Genomic DNA, 19,909 nt, shown 5'->3' on the forward strand with positions numbered 1-19,909 from the left:
GGTGCTCAGCGCGGTCCCGGTGCGGGCTCGACCGTTCGCTTCACGCACGGGACCTCGGTGCCCCGCGAGTCCTCGGTGTCCACACGGCCCAGGTGGATTCGAGTGGACCCGGTGCACTCGGCCCCGACGAAGCCCTGGCTGCTGTTCCTGGAGCGGAGGACGTCCACACGGAGAACACCGTCGCCCGTGGCCGCCAGCGTCGTCCGGCCGCTGTCGCGCACCTCCACGCCTCGCGCGTCGAGCGTCGCGAGCGTGTCCGCGAGCAAGGCGGCCTGACCACAGCGCTCGAGGTCCGCATCCCGCAGCATCACCCTTGCGTTCTGCGTCGCCAGCACGCAGGTCCCCGACGCGCCCCGCACCACCACGTCCTCCACGTCCGCGACGACCTGACGCAGGTGCAGGGCGTCACCGGTGATGCCATCCGACGAGTGCACGCGCGATACGATGGCGCCCCGCAGCCGCAGCCGACCTCCCACCGCCAGCACCCCGTACTCCGCCGCGTCCTCCACATGCAGTCGCCGTGCGTCCACCTGCGAGCCCGTGAGCTGGAACGCGCCGTGGCTGCCGCTGCCGCGCACCACCACGTCCTCCAACAGCACGTTTCGCGAGGCGACCACGGCGAGCCCCGCGCGCTCGGCGCCCACGGACTGGAAGCGGCGGACCTCGAGCCTGGGTGACTGCACGACGGAGAGCGCGAGCTCGTGGCCCGCCACGCTCACGTCCTGCAGCACCAGGGTGCCCTCCACCACCGAGAACGCCGCGCCTGTTCCCGCCTGGGCCGACGAGCGCCGCACCTCGGCGTGACCGCCATCCATCCCCAGGGCCGACACCGCGCCCGAGACGGTGACGTCGTCCAACCTGGCGGAGGCCTCCGCGCCCCGAACCCGCACGGCCCGGCGGAAGGGGCCCGTGAAACGAACATCCCGGAGGCTCGCCGTCCTCGGTGACACGGGAGCCACCGAGTCCGCCGGAGGGGCTTCGAGCACGAGGCCCACGGTCTCCGGCACGCTCGCCTCGAAGCGCGAGGACTCGGCGTCGAAGCGACCGGCACGCACCTGGACACCGCCTCGATGTTGCCCGGTGAAGGACACGTTCTGCGCGCTCACCTGTCGGCCGCGCGTCACCTGCACACCCCAGGCGCCGCCTCGGATGGTCAGGTTCCGAAGGAGCGTCACCCCCTCCTCGAAAGCGAGCGGTTGATCAGCGCCCGCGGCGCTTCGCCTCGGTGCTTCGCCGGATGGAGCCTTGCCCTTCTCTTCGGGCCGAACGGACATCGCGTCGGTGAGGGGGCGCGTCGCACCCTGGCCCGGTGCCGCTTCGTCCAGCGACTGGCCCTGGGAGGCCTCTCGCGGTGGTGGCTCCTGGCTCGACGACGGGAGGGCCGTGGACGGAGCCTTCCCCGCGGACTCCACTTCGGATCCGTCGGCTCGCAGCACCACGGTCTCGGGGCCCTCGGCCACCAGCACCGTGGCGGGCCCCTTGCCCTCCAGCCGGACGCCCTCGGGCAGGGTGAAGCTCCCCCGGTACTCCCCCGCCGCCAGGTGCACCGTCAGCGTCCCCGGATGCCCCAGGGCGTCGGACAGGGACGACCAGGGCTTCTCGCGAGTGCCCTCTCCTCGCCCCTGGACCGCCGCGTCCACCCAGTGCTCGGTCCGCCCCACCTCCGGCCTGGGGACGACGGCGGGCGCCTGGGCCGGGGGCACCGGGCTCCGGCAGGCGCCCAGCACCAGGATCACGACGGTGGGAAACGTTCGGAAACGCACGCGAGGAGGAAGCCTACCCCATTCCCGCCCACCCCTGCCCGGGCGCGATCAGCCGCCCACGCCAAACGATCGAAATCTCAAAGACTTTCTTTCAATCACGATCAGCCAGAATGCTTTTGCCGTGTGATTTCCGCGCGATGTGTCGGTGTCTCCGACGCGGATTCCTCCCTCTGTCTACGCCCGGTGTTTCATCGAGCCAACTTTTCGTCCGGAGGCCGATTTTCCGGCCTCGGAACGCGGTCAGCATTGACAGGGAAAAGAACGATTTGTTACCACCGGTTGGCTTTCGCGCATTCAAGGCCAGACAACGAAGGACGGAGGGGCGTAATGACCAAGGCAGAGCTCGTCGAGGTGGTGGCGGCGCAGACACGTCTCACCAAGAAGTCGGCGGCGCAGATCCTCGACATCGTCTTCACCAACATCGGCAAGGCCGTGAAGAAGGATGCGCGCTTCAGCTACCCCGGCTTCGGCACGTGGTCCGTGCGCTCCCGCAAGGCGCGCAAGATTCGCAACCCCCAGACGAACGAGATGATGAAGCTCAAGGCGTCGAAGACCATCGGCTTCCGCCCGGCCAAGGAGCTCAAGAACTCGCTGTGAGCTGACGCCACCCCGGTCCAGCCCGCGGAGTCCCAGGGACTCGCGCTGGGCCGGGCTCCTCCTCAGGGGCGCTACCTTCGTGGGTGGCGCCCCTGATGCATTGCGGGCCTCAAGAGCCCGTCACGCCGCGAGCCATGGGCGGCGTGCGAGGGCGCTCGTCACCGGCGTCCTCGAGCGCGTCCAGCGGGTCCACCACCTCGCCGTCCTTCCACAGCTCGAAGTGCAGGTGCACGCCCGTGGCCAGCCCCGTCTCACCGGCGAGCCCCACGGCGTGGCCCGGGTCCAGGACCTCTCCGGGCTCCACCAGCACGCGGGACAGGTGGCTGTAGCGCGTGAGCCAGCGCCCCTCGTGCTGGACCTCCACCTGGAGGCCATGGTCGCCGTTCCAGCCCGCTCGCAGCACCACGCCCTTCGCGGCGGTGTAGATGATCTGCCCCTGCTTCGCCGCCAGGTCCACGCCGAGGTGACGGCGCTGCTCGCCCCGGATGGGGTGCCAGCGCTGACCGAACACGCTGGTGATGGTGACCGGGTCCACGGGCCAGGCCAGCCGGGGCAGGCCGTCCGCGTTCTCCGGGTGCTCCAACCGGCGCAGCTCCGCCATGCGGACCGCGAGGCGCCCCACCCTCAGCACCACCGCCTCCGCCAGCGCGCCCGGCATGTCGCCGTACGTCCTGCCGTCCTGCTCCAGCTCGGCCTCCAGGACGCCGCGGGCCTTCGCCACGTCGCGGGCATCCGTGCGCTCCAGGGCGCGCTCCAGGAAGGCGTCGAGGACGCCGTTCATCACCTCCCAGCCCTGCACCTGTCCCAGCGGCATCGGGCCGCCCCGGGCCACCTGTCGGCGGTGGGCTCGGGCGCGCTGCGCGAACGTGGTGAGGGCGCCCTGCAGCTCCTCGGAGGGCTCCGGCGCGGCCACCCGCGAGAGCGTCCGCGCGGGGGCCGGAGGGGGCTCGCGGGGAGCCACGGGGGCGGGCTCGGAGTCGACGAACTCCGAGGTGTCGTAGACCTCGTCAAAGCTCATCTTCTGCTCCGAGCGGGTCGAGGAGCAGGCACAGAGGCTGACGAAGGCGAGAAGGGGGAGTCGACGCACGGCCCGGCGAGCGTACCACGCCCATGCCGCGCGGCATGCCCACCCTGCCCCCCGGTACAGCAGGCAAGGGAGCCTGGCCGCCGGGCACGCGTGCGCTACTTCAGGGCGCGACGCACACGCGACACGGCCTCGTCGATGTCCGCGGCGGACACGTCCAGATGTGTCACCAGGCGCACCGAGCGCGGGCCTCCCGCGGGGTTCGTCAACACGCCCTGGGCGCTCAAGAGCGGCACCATGTCCCGGGCCGGACGCGTGAACTCGGCGAACACCATGTTCGTCTCCACCCGTGACACGTCCACCTTCACGCCCGGGACCTCCGCGAGCCCCGCCGCGAGGCGACGCGCGTTCGCGTGGTCCTCCGCGAGCCGCTCCACGTGATGCTCCAGCGCGTACAGCGCCGCGGCCGCCAGGATGCCCGCCTGACGCATGCCTCCGCCCAATCGCTTGCGCAGCCGACGCGCCTCACGGATGAGGTCCGCGCGCCCCACCAACGCCGAGCCCACCGGCGCGCCCAACCCCTTCGAGAAACACACCGCCGTCGTGTCCGTCAGCTTCGCCCACGAGGACGCCGGGACTCCCGCCGCGACCTCCGCGTTGAACAGCCGCGCGCCGTCCAGGTGCACCGCCAGCCCCGCGTCACGCGCCACCTTCACCACCTGGGCGAAGCGCTCCACGGACCACACCGCGCCACCGCCCCGGTTGTGCGTGTTCTCCAGCGACAACAACCGCGTGCGCGGGTTGTGGATGTTGTCCTCGCGAACCGCGGCCGCCACCACCTCCGGCGTCAACACGCCCCACTCGCCCGGCAGGGGCTGCGGCTGCACGCCCCACAGCGCCGGCACCGCGCCGCCCTCGTAGTGCAGGATGTGACTGCCCGCCTCGGTCAGGACCTCGTCCCCCTGCCGGCAGTGCGCGCCGATGGCGAGCTGGTTGGCCTGCGTGCCGGAGGGCACGAACAGCGCCGCCTCCAGGCCGAGCCGCTCGGCCACCTTCGCCTCCAGGCGCAACACCGTGGGGTCCTCGCCATAGACGTCGTCGCCGACCTCGGCCTCGGCGATGGCTCGCCGCATCGCCGCGGTGGGCTTCGTGACGGTGTCGGAGCGAAAGTCGATGGGCTTCATGGTTCTCCCGAGAGTGGACACAGCGGGGCTTGGGGGCCCGGCAAGGGTGACATACAACGGCCGCGTGCCCGGACGTGAGACAGCGGCGGCGAAGCGCGAGCGCGCGGTGAAGGTCATGGAGCGACTGGAAGCCTCCATGCCCGACGCTCGCATCGAACTGGACTACCAATCCCCCCTGCAACTGCTCGTGGCGGTGATGCTCTCCGCCCAATGCACCGACAAGCGGGTGAACATGGTGACGCCCGCCCTCTTCCAACACTTCCCCGACACCCAGGCGTACGCCCGGGCCAAGCCCACCGACGTGGAGCCGTTCATCCGCACCTGCGGCCTGTACCGCGCCAAGGCGAAGAACATCGTCGCGGCGGCAAAAATCCTCACCGAGAGACATGGCGGCGAGGTGCCACTCGAACGTGACGCGCTGGCGGAGCTTCCCGGCGTGGGCCGCAAGACGGCGGGCGTGGTGTGCATCCACCTGGGCGGCGACAACGCCTTCCCCGTGGACACGCACGTCAAGCGGCTCGCCTATCGGCTCGGCTTCACCACCCAGGAGGACCCCGACAAGGTGGAGGCCGACATGCAGGCCATCCTGCCCCCGGAGCGATGGACGCTGGGTCATCAGCTCCTGGTGTGGCACGGACGACGCACGTGCTTCGCGCGTTCACCCGAGTGCGCTCGCTGCGTCGTGGCGGAGCTGTGCCCGAAGAAGGGCGTCGATGCGCGCGTGGCCGAGCCGGAGAAGTCCCCGGCCCCGGCTCGCGTGAAGAAGGCGACTACCGCGAAGCGCCCAGCTGGTTCTCGCGCGAAACCTTGAGGCGCTTCATCCGCTTGCGGATGAACTCGCGCTTCAGCGTCGAGACGTGGTCCACGAACACCGTGCCGTTCAGGTGGTCCGTCTCGTGCTGCACGGCGATGGCGAGCAGCTCGTCACAGCGCAGCGTCTGCTCGTTGCCGTCCACGTCCAGGTACTTCACCGTGACGACGGCGGCGCGGTCCACGTCCTCCGACTCACCCGGCAGGGAGAGGCACCCCTCGTTGTAGGTCGTCTCGCCCTCGAGGGTGACGATTTCGGGGTTGATCATCGCCAGGGGCTTGGACTCGGGCTGGCGAGGTGTGGTGTCGAGGACGATGACGCGCTGGAGCACGCCAATCTGCGGGGCGGCGAGCCCCACGCCGTCGGCGGCGTACATCGTCTCGAACATGTCCTTCACCAGCGCGCGGACGGAGTCGTCCACCTTCGTCACCGGCTTGGCCTTCTGCTTCAGGATGGGGTCGGGCCAGATGAGGATTTCACGAACCATGCAGGCCGTCTTAACGCCCCCCGCGCGGACGGGCAACCCCGCCCCGGCCGCCGCCCGCCCTCCCCTCCTGGGGACGTCCACCCCCCGTCAGTCGAGCAGGCTCCGTGCATACTCGGCGCGCAGTCGGTCATCCCCCAGGGCCTGGGCGGCCTCGGACAACACGCTGCGAATCTGCTGCGCGCGGTGCTGGAGCGCCGGGTCCGGATGGCCCGCGAAGCGCAGCGGGTGGAACTCGGCGGTGAGCAGCTCGAAGGCCCGCTTGACCTCCTCGCCGCCCGCCGTGCGCGCCAGCCCCAGCACGGTGAAGTAGTCCGCGTCCTGGATCTCCTCGAACTTCGACTCCAGCCGACGCACGTCCAGCTCGGGCGGCAGCTCGTCGGAGTCCTCCGTGCTCGCGGGCTGCAGGGAGATGAGCCCCAGCGTCCTCGCCACCGAGAGGGCCTTCAGCGCCGAGTCCTGGGGCAGCCCCGCGCCGAGCAGCAGCGCCTCCAGCGTGTGCTCGCCGTCCACCTGGGAGAGCAGTTGCAAGTCCCTGGGGGGCAGGCCGAAGTCGTCGGGCGCGAGGTGGAGGTCTCCGCGGGTGACCCGGGCGCGCAGGCTGCCGGCGGCCGCGAGGAGGGACTCGGCGGTCAGCGTGTTGCGCAGGGACTCGGCCAGCAGGAACAGGGGCGGCCGGGTGGCGGCGGCGAGCGCCACCTCGTGCGGCACCGGCTCCTGGACCAGGCGGTACAGCGTGGAGGGCTCGGAGAGGGCGTCGAGGAAGACCTGCTCCGTGTAGCGTTGGACCAGGGGAACGGACTCGGACTCTCGCAGGTAGCCGCGCCCACGGAGCGCGTCGAGCAGCGCGCCGGTGGTGGCGCTGCGCACCAGCCGCAGCTCGCCCTCCTGCCGCGCGTCGATGAGGCCATCCGCGCGGGCACGGTCGATGAGTGACTCACCCGGGGCCGACGAGACAGCGCCCACCAGCAGGCCGTCTCGCAGCCACAGCACGCGCAGCGCGTTCATCACCTTCAGCTCCAGGCGCACCTCCATGCGCGCCTCGCAGAGCCGGAGGACCAAGCGGGCGAGACCTTCCTGCGTGACGCTGCCGCTGCGCGACACCGCGAGCTCCGGACGTCCCGGAGGTGCCTCCAGGGGTAGCAGCGCCGCTCGGGCCTGCGCGGCGGCATCCTCGGCCTCGCGACGTCCCCGCTCCTCGAGTTCCAGGCGCTCCCGCTCGGCGCGGGCACGCTCCTGCGCGGAGTCCTCCTCCAGGCGGGCCTTCTCCTCTCGCAGGGACTCCAGGGCCGCGCGGGCCTCCTCGTGCTCCGTGCGCAGCCGGGCGAGCTCCGCGTCCGTCTGCTCGAGCCGTCCCTGGAGCTGGGTGGCGCGGGCCTCGGCCGCGCTCAATGACTGGGCCTGCTCCTCGATGCGCGTCTCCACCGCGGCGCGCTGACGGCCTTCCGCCTCCAGGCGCACTTCCAGGGCGGTGCGGTGACGGCCCTCCGTCTTGGCTCGCGCCTCCGCGTCGACCAGGGCCTGCTCCGCCTTTCGGGCACGGGCCTCGGCCTCCGCGCGGACCTCGGCCTCGGCGGCGGCTCGGGCGTCCGCCTCCGCGCGCTGCCGGGCCTCCGCCTCCGCGCGAGTCTCGGCGACGACGCGCTGCTTCGCGTCCGTGTCCGCTCGGGCCTCGGCTTCGGCGCGCAGACGGGCCTCCGACTCGGCGTGAGCCTGGGCCTGCTTCGCCTCGGACTCGGTCTCCTCGCGCCGCTTCGCCTCGGCCTCGAGCTTCGTCGCCTCGGCTTCGATTCGGGCCTCGGCTTCTTCGCGAAGCTCCACCTCGAACGCGGCTTCGGCTTCGGCGTCCTCGCGTCGCTTCACCTCGGCTTCGATTCGAGCCTCGAGCTGCACGCGCTGCCTTGCCTCGGCTTCCGCTCTCGCTTCGGCTTCCTGGCGCTGCTTCGCTTCGGACTCGGCTCGCGCTTCCGCGTCCTTGCGCTGCGACTCTTCAATCTCCGCGCGGGCCTCGGCCTCCTTGCGCTGCTTCTCCTCCGCCTTGGCTCGGGCTTCGAGGTCCTTGCGCTGCTTCTCTTCGGCCTTCGCGCGGACTTCGAAGTCCTTGCGCTGCTTCTCTTCGGCCTTCGCGCGTGCCTCGAGGTCCTTGCGCTGTTTCTCCTCGGCCTTGCGCTGCTTCGCTTCGGACTCGGCTCGGGCTTCCGCCTCTTCGCGGAGCTTCGCTTCGGACTCCGCGCGTGCGGCGGCTTCCTCGCGCTGCTTCTCCTCGAACTCCGCTCGCGCCTCGGATTCCTCGCGCGCCTTGGCTTCCGCCTCGGCTCTCGCTTCGGCTTCTTCGCGAAGCTTCGTCTCGGCCTCGGCTCTCGCTTCGGCTTCTTCGCGAAGCTTCGTCTCGGCCTCGACCTTTGCTTCGGCTTCTTCGCGAAGCTTCGTCTCGGCCTCTGCCTTCGCTTCGGCCTCCTCGCGCCGCTGCTCCTCGGCCTCGGCTCTTGCTTCAGCCTCGGCGCGAGCTTGCTCCTCGGCTTCGGCTCGGGCTTCCGCCTCCTCGCGCGCCTTGGCTTCCGCCTGGACCTGGGCCTGGGCCTCTTCTCTTGCCTGGGCTTCCTGCGCGAAGCGCTCTCGGGCTTCGGACGAGGCCTGGGTCTCCAGTTGGGTGAGCGCCTGGACCTCGGACCTCGCGCGGGCCTCGGCCTCCTCGCGTGCCTTGGCTTCCGCCTCCGCGCGTTCCTCGGCTTCGCTCCTCGCCCGTGACTCCAGCTCCGCCTGTGCTTCCGCTTCCGCGCGAGCTCGCGACTCCGCCCTCGCTCGTGAATCCGCTTCGAGCCGGGCCGCGTCCGCGGCCTCTGCTCGGGCCTCGGTCTCCGCTCTGGCCAGCGCCTCCGCGCCCGCCCTCGCCTCCGCTTCGACGAGCGCCACTTCCGCGGACTTCACCCGTGCTTCGAGCGCTTGTCTCGCGCGGACCTCCGCCTCGGCTCGCGCCTCCGCGTCGACCCGACCCGCGGCCTCGTCCTCGAGGCGGAGCTCGACCTCCTTCAACGCCTGCGCCGACGCGGCCTCTCGCGTTTCAGACTCCGCGAGCTTCGTCTCCAGTTCCACGAGCCGGGCCTGCGCCTCCGCTCGGGCGAGCGACTCACGGTCGGCACGCTCCTGCGCATCATCCCGGGCGATGAACGCCTCGCGGCCCTCCGCCTCCGCGCGCGTCAGGGCCTCCGCCGACAGCTTCGCCTGCTCGCGCGCCTCCGACGTCGAGCTGTCCAACAGCCCGCGCAGCTCGATGAAGTCCTGCTCTCGCGACTCGATGCGCCCGAGCGTCGCCTTCGCTGCCTCGTCCACGGAGGCTCGAGCACGTGCCTCGGTTTCCGCGAGCGCCTCCGCCTCCACCAGGCGCGCCTGGAGCTTCGCGAGCTCCGTGCGCAGGGCCTCGGCCTCCGAGCCGCTGCGTACGCCCTGCTCGGACTCTCGCTGGCGAGCCATCTCCAGCTCGGCCTCGAGCTCCCGCCGCGCACGCTCCTCCCTCGCGAGCGCCGTCGCGTTCTCGTCTTCTCTTGCTCGGGCTTCCTGGAACTGCTGGTCCACCTCCGCCAGCAGCGTCGCGTCGCGGGAGTGCTCTTCCTCGAGGACCTCGAGCCGCGCCTGGAGCGCCTGGAGCTGCTCCGTCTGCCGGTCTCGCGCGGTCTCCGCCTCCACGCGCAGCGCGGCTTCGCGGTCCAGGATGGTGCGCAGGGACTCGCTCAGCTCGCGGGCCTCCTGGACCTGTCGCTCGGTCTCCTGGCGAAGCGCGCTCTCCTCATCCAACGCCGCCTTCAGCGTGTGGACCCGCTCATGCGCCTCCTCCAACTGGCGCTCGAACTCCTCCCAGCGCGCGCGCATCGTCGGGTCGTCCACCGCGCCCATCGACACCGCTTCCGGGGTCTGCTCCGGCTCCGCTCCGACGGAAGGTTCGCTCGGCGCGGTCTCGTCGAGCAGGGCAGCTCGCGCGGTCGCATCCGGTGACTCCGTGTCGGCGTCGAACCATCCTTCGCTCGCGGAGGGCTGCGCCGAAGCCGGCAGCTCGGGCTCCGCGTCGAACCAACCGGAGGACGCATCGGGTGACTCCACGGCTCGGGCGTCCGAATCCGCTTCTGGCACGGTGGGGTCAGAGGACTCGACCGTGTCTGCCCAGCCCGCGGCGACGTCCGCCATCGAGGTGTCGGCGCTGGCTCCCGCGGCACCCCAACCCGCCGGTACTCCGGATGCCGGGGCATCCGCCCTGGCACTGGTCCAATCCTCGTCATCGCCCAGCACGGAGGACGGATTCGTGGACTCGCCTGACTCCGGTGCATCACCGGGGGACTCCGAGTGCTCATCGCTCCCAGCGACTTCCGGGGTGCTCGCTCCGGCGTCGGGCGCGGAGGCCACGAGGTCGCTGTTGCTCGCTGCCGTGGCATCTGGAGGCGACTGCTTCTCGTCGTTCTCGGCGTCAAACCAGTCCTCGCCCACCTGACGGCTGGAGGACTCGGGGGCCGTGCTCGTGGAGTCTTCGTCCTCTGCTCGAGTCTTGGCCTGGAGGTCCGCCTCCAACACATCCCAGGGAGAGGCGGGCAAGCGCTCTTCTTCGCCCAGCTCGTCGGGGGAGGACTCGGTTGAAGGCGCTTCCACGCTAGCGTCGACGTGCGCGGGCAGGGTCGGTTCATCCGACGTCGTGAAGCCCTTCGCGGCGTTCTCGACCTCGGGGTCGGGAGGCAATTCGGTCCAGGCCGACGCGTCGACTGGCTCGGGGACACGTTGCTCGGCGTCGCGCATCGCGGCCAGCTCCGCCTCGGCCGCCGAGAGCGCATCGCCTTGCGGCGCGGGAGCATCGACGTCGAAGAAGCCCTCTTCACCGAGCTGCGGCGATTGGGCCGCGAGCGGAGTGGCGGTAGTGGCGAGAGGCTCCTCCGTCCAGGCGAGCTTGCCCACCGGCAACGGGGATTCGTCACCACCCGAGGACTCAGCGGACCACTCCGTGGATACGGCTCCCGTGTCTGGAACGCTCACGCCATACAGCACGGTTGCGGGACCACCTGCGGCGTCGCTCGTGTTCCCGGCGTCCGGTGCGGGGTCCGCGAATCCTCCCGAGAACGTGTCGCCCGCCGCTCCTGGCAACGTCGCGTCGGAGCCCGGAGACACGCCGTATGCCGTGTCAGCCTCCTCCGAGGACGTCGCATCCGTGCCATAGGCGTGTTGCCCGTCATCCACTTGCGCGTCAGCGGAGGGCGTCGTGGCTTCCGTGAAGGTGGTATCCGCGGACTGGTGCGACGTGGCATCGAACGCACCTTGGTCGGTGGGTTCGCTCGTCCACTCGTCACCGATGGACGCGTCGTCAGTGTCTTCGCCCAGGAGGTCACCACGCTCGTCGGTGGTAGCTCCCGTCCAGGGTGCGGCGCCGTACACGCTGGTATCCCTGCCAACACGAGCCACGTGCGCGGTCGGGTCGGCCGGTGGTGTCCCCCATGCATCGGTGCCGTAGGCGTCCGACGCCGCGCCGTGCTCGGGGGCGACGCCTGTCCAATCATTGCCGTCGTTCGTGCTCGCGGATTCCTGGCCCGGTGCGGTCCCGTGTTCCGGGGCACCACCCATCAACGCATCGCCACCGTAGGCGTCCGCTTCCGAAGGCGCGCCCTGTTCCGCCGCGTCGTCGAACCAGGACTGCTGCGGACCGTGGGCGGACTCCAGATTCGCTGCCGGGACCGATTCCTGCTCGGACCATGCGGCGTTGCCGGGCTCACTTCCCGGCACCTGCTCGTTGCTGCCGTCCGACCATGCGGCGTTGCTGTGCTCACCCGCTGCGTCGACACCCGCCTCGTTGCCACCGTCCGACCATGCGGCGTGGCCCTGCTCGCCCGTCGCTTCGGTACCCGGCTCGTTACCGCTGTCCGACCATGTGGCGGCGTGCTGCTCACCCGACGCGCCGATGCCCGGCGCATTGCTGCCGTCCGACCAGGTGGAGTCGTGCTGCTCGTCCGTCGCACCGACGCCTGGCGCGTTGCTGCCATCCGACCAGGTGGCGTCGTGCTGCTCGCCCGTCGCACCAGAGCCTGGCTCAGTGCTGCCTTCTGACCATGCAGCTTCGGTGTGTTCACCGGCCGCGCCAATGCCAGGGGCATTGCTGCCTTCCGACCATGCAGCTTCGGGGTGTTCACCTGCCCCGTCGGCGCCCGGCTCGTTGCCACCGTCCGACCATGCGGCGTTGCTGTGCTCGCCTGCCGCGTCGACACCCAACTCGTTGCCACCGTCCGACCATGCGGCGTTGCTGTGCTCGCCCGCCGCGCCGACACCCGACTCGTTGCCACCGTCCGACCACGCGGCGTCGCTGTGTTCACCCGTCGCGCCGCCGCCTTGCTCAGCCCAAGGGTCGTCCGTCGCTTCGCGCCCCTCGTCCGCCCCCGCGGCATGACCCGCCCCCGGCTCGCCGCCACCATCCGACCACGCAGCGCCGCCGTGCCCGCCCTCCGTTCCCTGCTCCGCCCATGCGGCGTTGCCGTCCCCGTCCGTCGTCTCCGGAGCCTCGCCCTCCCACGCGCGTGCATCCGCATCGAGCCCTCCCGGGCCCGCGGACTCACCCTCTCCTCGGAACACCTCATCCGCGGGCAGCGCGCTCTCGTCGAACGCTCCGTCCCCCGCGACCGCCGCGCCCCAGTCCTCGCCGCCTCCCGCCAACGCGATCTGCGCCGAGGCCAGCACCGCGGCCTCCTCCTCCTGCTGCACCTTCTCCAACGTCGACTGCACGTCGAGCGGCGCGCGCCGAGCCTGCTCCTCGTGCTCGCTTCGCTCCTCGCGCGTCATCGCCGCCAGCTCCCAGTCCGTCTGGTGCAGCGGCGCCAAATCCCCGAACAGCGCGTTCGCCAGCGTCGGATCCCCCCCCACCGAGGACCCAGGCGCCGTGGCGTGCCACGTCTCCGCGTCCTCCGCCCCCGTCGCCTCGGGCATGCCCGGCAGGCTCCGGTTCTCCAGGACATGCCACGCGTCCGCCGACGACGGCGCGCGGATGAGCGAGTCCACCAGCTCCACGAAGCTCGTCCCATCCAACGGCAGCGGCGCCACCGGCGCGCTGAACCCCGCGATGGGCTCGCCCAACAGCAGCACCCGGGCCACCTTGCCGTCCGGATGCTGGAGCAACTCCTCCAGCACCAGCCGCCCCCGGCCGCTCTCCACGCCCGGAGCCAGCACGATGAGCGCCGGCAGGTGATGCCCGTAGGCGATGAGCGCATCCGCGGCGGAGGTCGCGAGGATGACCTCGTGCCCCTCACGGGTGAGCAGACGCCGCACTGCGGCGATGGTGGCGATGTCGTCGTGGACGAGGAGGACCGGTGCGCCCATGGGGGGGCAACGAGTCTACAGCATGGCCCCCGGATCCACGTCGAGGACGACCTTCACCGCCGAAGGAACGTCGGCCAGGGCCGTCTCCACCCTGGCGAGCAGCGGGGCGAGCGCCACATGTGTCGGCCCCTTCAGGAGCAGCTGCCAGCGCGTCTTCCCCCGGATTTTGGCGATGGGCGCCACCGCCGGCCCCAACAACCGCACCCCCGCCGACGCCGGGGGCATGTTCCGGGATACGAGGTTCCCCAGGTGCCGGGCCACGCTGGCCACCTGCTCCGGGTGCTCCCCCTCCAGTCGAATCGAGGCCATGCGCGCGAAGGGCGGGTACGCCAACGCCTTGCGCCACTCCAACTCCTGCTGGGCGAACCCGTCGAAGTCGTGCGCCAGCACCCGCTTCACCGGCTCCGCGTCCGGGTTGTAGGTCTGCACCAGCACCCGCCCCGGGTCCTTGCCCCGCCCCGCCCGCCCCGCCACCTGGGTCAACAGGTGGAAGGTCCGCTCGGCGGCTCGGAAATCGGGAATCGCCAGGGAGGTGTCCGCCATGACGACACACACCAGCGTCACGCCCGGGAAGTCGTGCCCCTTGGCCACCATCTGCGTGCCCACCAGCACGTCCAGCTCCCGGCGGGCGAACGAGGCCAAAAGCTCCGTCAGCCGCTCCGCGCTGGTCGCCGAGTCCCGGTCCAACCGCGCCACCCGCGCGTTCGGGATGCGCTCGGCGACCTCCGCCTCCACCCGCTCCGTGCCGATGCCCAGCTTCAGGATGGGGCCCGTGCACTCCAGGCACCGCTCGGGCACGGGCATCGTCAGCCCGCAGTAGTGGCACACCACCCGGTTCTGCGAGCGATGGTGCGTCAGGCACACGTCGCACGAGGTGCACTTGAGCGACAGGCCGCACACCTCGCACAAGAGCACCGTGCTGTGGCCCCGGCGGTTCAGGAACAGGATGACCTGCTGGCCCTTCGCGAGCGTCTCCTCCATGGCCTGCAGCAGCGGCGGGCTCAGGATGGGCGCCTCCTCCGTCACGATGCCCTCGCGGGGGCGCTCCTGACGCAGGTCCACCAGCTCGATGGTGGGCATGGGCCGGTCATCGACCCGCCGCTTCAACTCGAGCAGCCGATAGCGCCCGCGCTTGACGTTCTCCAACGTCTCCAGCGCCGGCGTGGCCGAGCCCAGCACCACCACCGCGCTGGCCTGCTTGCCTCGCACGACGGCCAAATCGCGCGCCTGGTAGCGCAGGCTGTCGTCCTGCTTGAAGGACGGGTCGTGCTCCTCGTCCACGACGATGAGCCCCAGGTTCTCCACCGGGGCGAACACCGCCGAGCGCACACCCACGGCGATCTTCACCTCGCCCCGGCGCAGGGCCTGCCAGTGGAACAGCCGCTCGCGGTCCTTCAGCGCCGAGTGCAGCACCGCCACCTCCGCGCCGAACCGGCTGCGGAAGCGGCCCACCAGCTGCGGCGTCAGCGCGATTTCCGGCACGAGGATGAGGCTGCTCTTGCCCAGGGACAGCGCGTGCTCGGCCGCGCGCAGGTACACCTCCGTCTTGCCGCTGCCCGTCACGCCGTGCAGGAGGAAGGGCTGGAACGCGCCCGCGTCCAGGGCCAGGCGCAGCTGCTCACCGGCGACGGCCTGCTCGGGCGTGAGGCGGTCCGGGCGGCCTTGAATCAGCCCCTCCTTCACGCCCGCCTCCAGCTTCTTCTCCTCGATGCGCACCAGGCCCTTGGTGGCCAGGCTCTTGAGGTGCGCGCGCGCGCCAGGAATGGCGTGGCTCACCTCCTCCAGCGGGGCGCTGCCGCCCACGGCCAGGAGGTACGCGAGCGCGGCGGACTGGGCATGTGCGCGCGCGAGCGCCGCGGGCACCTCGTTGACGAGCGCCACCGCGAACTGCTGCACATCCGGCTGGGCCTCCTTGCCGTCCACGGGCTTGGACAACCCGGGAGGCAGCGCGCCGCGGATGACCTCGCCCAGCGGGTAGCGGTAGTGCTCGGCCGCGAAGCGCAAGAGCGCGATGAGGTCCTTGGGCAAGGACGGCGAGTCCTCCAGCACGCGCTGGATGGGCTTGAGCCGGACCTTCTCGCCCAGCGTCACGGTGGAGGGGCCCAGGTAGAAGCCGAGCGCGGTGCCTCGACCGAAGGGCACGAGCACGCGCTGCCCCGGGGCCAGGTTCCCCAGGAGGGCCTCCGGCACGGAGTAGGTGAATTCACCCCGGACGGGGCGGGCCACGGCGACGGAGGCCAGGACGGGAGGGTGCTCGCTCACTGCGAACGCCACTGTAGCGGCCTGTTCCGGTTGGGACAGTTCCCGGCGACGTCTCGCACCCAAGGTGCGCAGCGGGATGGAACCCCTGGTGGAGGATTCCTCCGCATCGTCCGCCGTCGGCTCGTCCCACAACGGTCGCTGTTCCATGGCGCTCCCTTCGACCCAACGCCCCTGCCCCGTCCGTCCTGCTACCGGGGTCCACAGTGCCAGGGCTGTCTGACATGGGCGTCCCGAGGGACGTGGGCCGTCCGGCGTCAGCGCGTGCCCGCCCACCACCCGTCCGGGCGTGCGAGCCGTCCGACTCCAGCCAGGAGACTTCAGCGCCGACCGAGCCGAGGCACCAGTCGCCGCAGTCCCTCCAGCGGCCGACGCAGATAGGCGCGCTGGGCCTGCACCACGACATGGACCTCGGTCCCGCGTCCCTCGCCGCTGATGATGTCGAGCCGCCCACCGACCTTCTCGGCGCGCTCGCGCATGCCGCGCAAGCCCCAGTGCCCGGCGCGGCCACCCCGCTCCAGCGTGGCCACGTCGATGCCTCGCCCATCGTCACGCACGCACAGCCGCAGCTCGGGGTGCTCGAACAGCAGGCTGACCTCGACCTCGCGCGCACGAGAGTGCACGAACGCGTTGCCGATGGCCTCGCGGCCGATGCGATAGAGCTCATCCGCGACGAGGGGCTCCAGCGTGCGCGCCTCGCCTCGCACCACCATGCGCAGCCGAGGTCCCTCCCGCTCGTCGAGCTCTCGCGCCAGGGACGTGAAGGCCTCGGCCAGGTCGTCCTTGCTCGCGGAGGTGTCGCGCAGGGAGCTCACCCGGTCTCTGCCCTCCGTCAGCACGGAGTCCGCGCGGTCCAACGCGGACTCGAGCCCGAGCCGCGCATCCCCGACCGGCAGGCTCGACGTCACCACGTGCACGTTGAGCACGAGCCCTTGGATGCCCTGCAACAGCGTGTCGTGCAGCTCCCGGGCGATTCGCTCGCGCTCTGCGTGGCGCTCCTCCAGACGCAATCGCAAGCGCTGCGTCACCCGCCACATCCGCAGCGCGTACAGGAGCCACAAGAGCCCCACCGCTCCGACGACACACAGCACGGCGAACGCGCGCGTCTGGAAGAAGGTCGGCGCGATGTCGAGCTCGAGCGACGCGCCCCGCTCGTTCCAGACGCCGTCCTCGTTGGCCGCCATCACCTGGAAGCGATAGTGGCCCGGCCCCAGGTTGGTGTACGTCGCCTCGCGGCGGGCGCCCGCGTCCTTCCATCCTTCGTCCACGCCTTCGAGCCGGTAGCGGAAGGTGACCCGCTCCGGCATCCCCAGGCTCAGCGCGGTGTAGGCGATGCGCAGCTCACGCGTGCGCGGTGGGAGCTCCAGTCGCGTGGTGCCCACGTAAGACGTCTCGCCGGAGGACACGGAGCGAATCATGACCGGCGGAGGCAAGGCGTTGCGCTCGATGCGGCTCGGGTCCATCCAGCCCAGGCCATTGACGGCGGCGAACCAGAGTCGTCCGTCTCCACCCTGCACCAGCGTGGGCAGCGGACGAATCTGCTGCGCGCCTCCGGGCATGCCGTCGTTCATGTCGAAGCGCTCGATGGGCATCATGAAGCCCGGCTCCGTCAGCCCGCGGCGAAGGTCCTCCGCGGCGATGCGCGCCCCACCCGCCTGGCCGTTGAGCCACAGCGCCCCGTCCTCCGTCTTCAACAAGCCGGTGATGCCCGTCAGCACTTCGGCGTGCGTCGCCTTCAGCATCTGGAAGCGCGCGCCGTCGAACGCGGCCAGCCCCAGCGCGCCGCCCACCAGCGTGGGCGCTCCGGGGAGGATGGCTGTCACGGTGCCGGTGCGCAGGCCCTGCTGCTCGGTGAAGGAGCGCACGTGCGCTCCCTCAAGGAATACCACCTGGTTGTTGTTGTATCCGAACCACAGGTGCCCCTCACCATCCAGCACCGCGCGCGCGGGCGGCAGGTCCGGCAGCGCGGCGAGGCCTCCCTTCGGCGTCCAGGTGTCCCCATCCAGGCGGTACACCGTCGAGGCGCGGAAGGACACCCACAGCCGGCCCTCCGCGTCGCGCACGATGGCCTGGATGCGCTGCCCCTGCTCCTGCTCGGGACGCGAGAGCGTCTCCACTCGGCTGTCCTCCGGGTCGAAGCGCCAGAAGCCCGACGAGCCGCCCAGCAGGAGTCGTCCATCCGAGTCCAGGAAGGTGGCGGTCATCTCGCCCTGGATGCCCGGAACGAGGAGGGGGGACGCGTCCAACCGCCACCAGACGTCGGAGGTGCCCACGCGCATCGCGGACCCCGACCACAGCCGGCCCCGACGGTCCGCCACGAGCGCGAAGTAGCTCGTCGTCTTGGGGAAGCGCAGGGTGGCGACGTCATTGCGCCGGAAGCGGTCCAACCCGAGCTGGGTGCCGACCCAGATGTTGCCCTCGCGGTCCAGGAACAGCGTCATGGCCGCGTCCGACGACAGCCCCTCGCGAGCGCCGAAGACGTCGGTCGCCTCGGTGCGCCGCAGGAAGCGCCCCTCCTCGAAGGGCTTCGTGCGCCGACAGATACCGCCTTGTGGGCACCCGACGAGCCAGCCGGAGCCATCCCTGTCGAAGACGGAGATCAACGCGTGGCTGCTCCACGCATCGGCGGGGACGTGGGCCAAGGGCTCCGGAAACCCAGGTCCTCGCAGGGGACTGGTGCCTTGCTCGTCGTACCGCAGGAGGGTCCCATCGTGGCCCAGGAACAAGGCCAGCACGGGAGGGCCGTCGGTCTCCACGCGCTCGAAGCGCTGGGCGTTCGGGCGCAGCACATACACACCGCTCGAGCCCACCAGCCACAACGCGCCACTGACGTCCTGGAGGCTGTCGGCCCATTCGTCCTCGGGCAGTCCCCAGCCAACGTCCACGTGCGACCAGACGCCTCCCTCGAAGACATGGAGCCCCAGGGGCGTGAGGGCCCAGGGACGCCCGTCACCATCCTCGTCGAAGGACTCCACCGGCTTGCCCTCGGGCAGCCCGCCCGGGTCGAAGTGGCGCACCTCACCGCTGGCCCTGAGGACACTCGCGCCGCCGAAGGAGTAGGCGACCCAGAGGTCTCCGTTGCGCATGGCCTGGAGCACGCCCACCGAGCGCGACGCGATGCTCTCGGGGGGCAGCAGGTCGCGGCGCTCGAAGTGGACGCCGTCGAAGCGATACAGCCCCGACGCCGTCCCCAACCACAACCAGCCATCGCGAGTCTGCGCCATGGCCCAGACTCCGGCGGGCGCGCCGTCCTTCTGGGTCCACGCCGTGTGATGGAAGTCCCGGAGCGTGGCGTTGCGAGGCGACTGGGCCCACGCTGATGACGACGTCAGGACGAGCGCGAGCACGAGCCCACGGAGTCGTCCGCTTCGCTCACCGCATCGCACCGGCCCGGGGGTGGCCTGGCCCCCGTCACACCGTGGTCGAACACCCATCAGGGTCCACCATAGAACGACTCTTCGCCCCGGCCAGGGCACACGTAAGGCGAGGTCTCCGGCGTGAAGCCGGTCGGCCTGCCCGCGACCTGGCTGGCACGAGGGCGAGCGTGTCAGCCGGAGCACGGCCGGGCCCCTGGGTGGCGAGGGTCGCGCCCAGGACGACGTGCCCCCGAGACACGTCGGTCGAGAGCAGGCGCCCGCGCGGCGTGAGCGGGATGATGGACTCGAGCAGGGTGGGCCCGGGATACAGTCCCTCGCGCATGAGCGTGAGCATCGAGAGCCTGAGGCCGGAGCTGTTGGGACAGGTGGGCCCGATGTGCGCGCGCGCCTTCGATGACTACCCGTTCCTCGCGGAGCTCTTCCCCGGACCCTCGGAGCGCCGGGCCCGCGTGTCCGCCGAGTTCTATCGGGCCACCGTGGAGGACTGTCTCGCGCACGGCGTGGTGCATGCCACGGTCGAGGACGGACAGCTCACGGGCGTGGCGGCGTGGTTGCGGCCGGGCAGCTTCCCGCAGTCACTCGGGCGGCAGGCCGTCTTCCTGCCCACGGTCTGGGCCGGGCTGCGGTACTTCCCGCGACGGGCGCGGATGGCGCTCCAGGCGCTGGCGAGGCTGGAGCGCTACCACCCGCACACGCCGCCCCACTGGTACCTGGCCACCATCGCCGTGGACCCGGCGCACCAGGGCAAGGGCGTGGGCGCGCGGTTGATGCGCGCGGGGTTGGCGCTGGCGGAGGAGACTCGCGCTCCGTGCTTCCTCGAGACGGCCAAGGCCTCCAACCGCGACTGGTACCAGGGCTTCGGCTTCGACCTTCAGCGCACCGAGCCCTGCTTCGACGGTGGCCCGCCACAGTGGTTCATGTGGCGCCCCGCGCCCGCGGACGAGGCGCCCCGAAATGACACCGAGGTCGCCCGGCGCACCTCGGGCGCGTAGCAGGCCGAGCCCGCGCGCCGTCCGCCGACAGGTGCCGCACCTCCCGGGGCTCGAAGCAGTTCGAGGGAGGACCTCGCCCGTGC

Annotated in this window: 10 protein-coding genes; 3 read left to right on the forward strand and 7 right to left on the reverse strand. The window is 71.3% G+C overall.

Annotated features, from left to right (window positions below; translation table 11 throughout):
• Window positions 1-5: 5 nt before the first annotated feature.
• On the reverse strand, window positions 6-1,736 hold the full coding sequence (locus LXT21_RS05250) for a hypothetical protein (RefSeq protein ID WP_254036989.1): 1,731 nt from the start codon (window positions 1,734-1,736) through the stop codon (window positions 6-8).
• Between the two features lie 354 nt (window positions 1,737-2,090).
• Here LXT21_RS05250 and LXT21_RS05255 point away from each other — a divergent pair, with 354 nt between their 5' ends.
• Window positions 2,091-2,360, forward strand: coding sequence for an HU family DNA-binding protein (locus tag LXT21_RS05255; RefSeq protein ID WP_002635502.1), 270 nt, complete (start codon window positions 2,091-2,093; stop codon window positions 2,358-2,360).
• 109 nt (window positions 2,361-2,469) lie between these two features.
• Here the strand turns inward: LXT21_RS05255 and LXT21_RS45135 are convergent, their stop codons facing one another.
• Window positions 2,470-3,378 carry a M23 family metallopeptidase gene (locus tag LXT21_RS45135; protein WP_267145394.1) on the reverse strand — a complete coding sequence of 303 codons (909 nt, stop codon included), beginning with the start codon at window positions 3,376-3,378 and terminating at the stop codon, window positions 2,470-2,472.
• Between the two features lie 164 nt (window positions 3,379-3,542).
• Window positions 3,543-4,568 (reverse strand): low-specificity L-threonine aldolase, encoded by a 1,026-nt coding sequence (ltaE, locus tag LXT21_RS05265; RefSeq protein ID WP_254036990.1) that lies wholly within the window; start codon window positions 4,566-4,568, stop codon window positions 3,543-3,545.
• Here ltaE and nth point away from each other — a divergent pair.
• Complete coding sequence (gene nth / locus LXT21_RS05270; RefSeq protein WP_254036991.1) at window positions 4,567-5,379, forward strand: endonuclease III; 813 nt, start codon at window positions 4,567-4,569, stop codon at window positions 5,377-5,379. The genes ltaE and nth overlap by 2 nt on opposite strands.
• Here the strand turns inward: nth and def are convergent.
• The 4 genes from def to LXT21_RS05290 all read right to left on the reverse strand — a co-directional run bounded on the left by def (window position 5,339) and on the right by LXT21_RS05290 (window position 18,804).
• On the reverse strand, window positions 5,339-5,866 hold the full coding sequence (gene def, locus LXT21_RS05275; protein ID WP_254036992.1) for a peptide deformylase: 528 nt from the start codon (window positions 5,864-5,866) through the stop codon (window positions 5,339-5,341). The genes nth and def overlap by 41 nt on opposite strands.
• 87 nt (window positions 5,867-5,953) lie before the next feature.
• Complete coding sequence (locus LXT21_RS05280; protein WP_254036993.1) at window positions 5,954-13,198, reverse strand: hypothetical protein; 7,245 nt, start codon at window positions 13,196-13,198, stop codon at window positions 5,954-5,956.
• 15 nt (window positions 13,199-13,213) lie between these two features.
• Entirely contained in the window at window positions 13,214-15,607 is a 2,394-nt protein-coding gene (gene priA / locus LXT21_RS05285) for a replication restart helicase PriA (protein WP_254036994.1), read from the reverse strand.
• Between the two features lie 170 nt (window positions 15,608-15,777).
• Window positions 15,778-18,804, reverse strand: a complete 3,027-nt coding sequence (locus LXT21_RS05290; RefSeq protein ID WP_254036995.1) for a sensor histidine kinase — start codon at window positions 18,802-18,804, stop codon at window positions 15,778-15,780.
• Between the two features lie 350 nt (window positions 18,805-19,154).
• Here LXT21_RS05290 and LXT21_RS05295 point away from each other — a divergent pair, with 350 nt between their 5' ends.
• Window positions 19,155-19,826, forward strand: a complete 672-nt coding sequence (locus LXT21_RS05295; RefSeq protein WP_254036996.1) for a GNAT family N-acetyltransferase — start codon at window positions 19,155-19,157, stop codon at window positions 19,824-19,826.
• Window positions 19,827-19,909: the final 83 nt, after the last annotated feature.

Source organism: Myxococcus guangdongensis (assembly GCF_024198255.1).
In the GTDB taxonomy this organism is placed as follows: Bacteria; Myxococcota; Myxococcia; order Myxococcales; family Myxococcaceae; genus Myxococcus; species Myxococcus guangdongensis.